This window comes from Nocardia abscessus (genome assembly GCF_015477775.1).
GTDB classification, from domain to species: Bacteria; Actinomycetota; Actinomycetes; order Mycobacteriales; family Mycobacteriaceae; genus Nocardia; species Nocardia abscessus_A.
In genome coordinates this window covers 1-357 of the sequence record NZ_JADLQO010000079.1, presented here as the reverse complement: position 1 = coordinate 357, position 357 = coordinate 1, and the positions used below count along the sequence as shown (strand labels likewise).

Sequence of the window (357 nt, the reverse complement as noted above, 5' to 3'; positions counted from 1 at the left end):
ATGCGGAGCGTGTGGCTCGGTTGCGCCCGGACAATTTGGCGTATGTCATCTACACCTCCGGCTCCACCGGTGTGCCCAAGGGTGTGGGTGTCGCGCACCGCAATGTGGTGGAGTTGTTCGCCAACACCCAGCCGCTGTTCGGGTTCGACGAGACCGATGTGTGGACGTTGTTCCATTCGTTCGCGTTCGATTTCTCGGTGTGGGAGTTGTGGTGCGCGCTGGCGCACGGCGGCAGTGTGGTCGTGGTCGACTATGTGACTTCCCGCTCGCCGGAGCAGTTGCGTGAACTGCTGGTCCGGGAGCGGGTCACGGTGCTGAATCAGACTCCTTCGGCGTTCTATCAGCTGGTGGAGGCCG

At 62.5% G+C, this 357-nt stretch carries 1 protein-coding gene; it reads left to right on the top strand.

All coding sequences use genetic code 11. The features are described 5' to 3' along the window. Nucleotides 1-357 (top strand): AMP-binding protein (locus tag IU450_RS39355; RefSeq protein ID WP_195154792.1); only part of this gene is annotated, 357 nt, incomplete at both ends.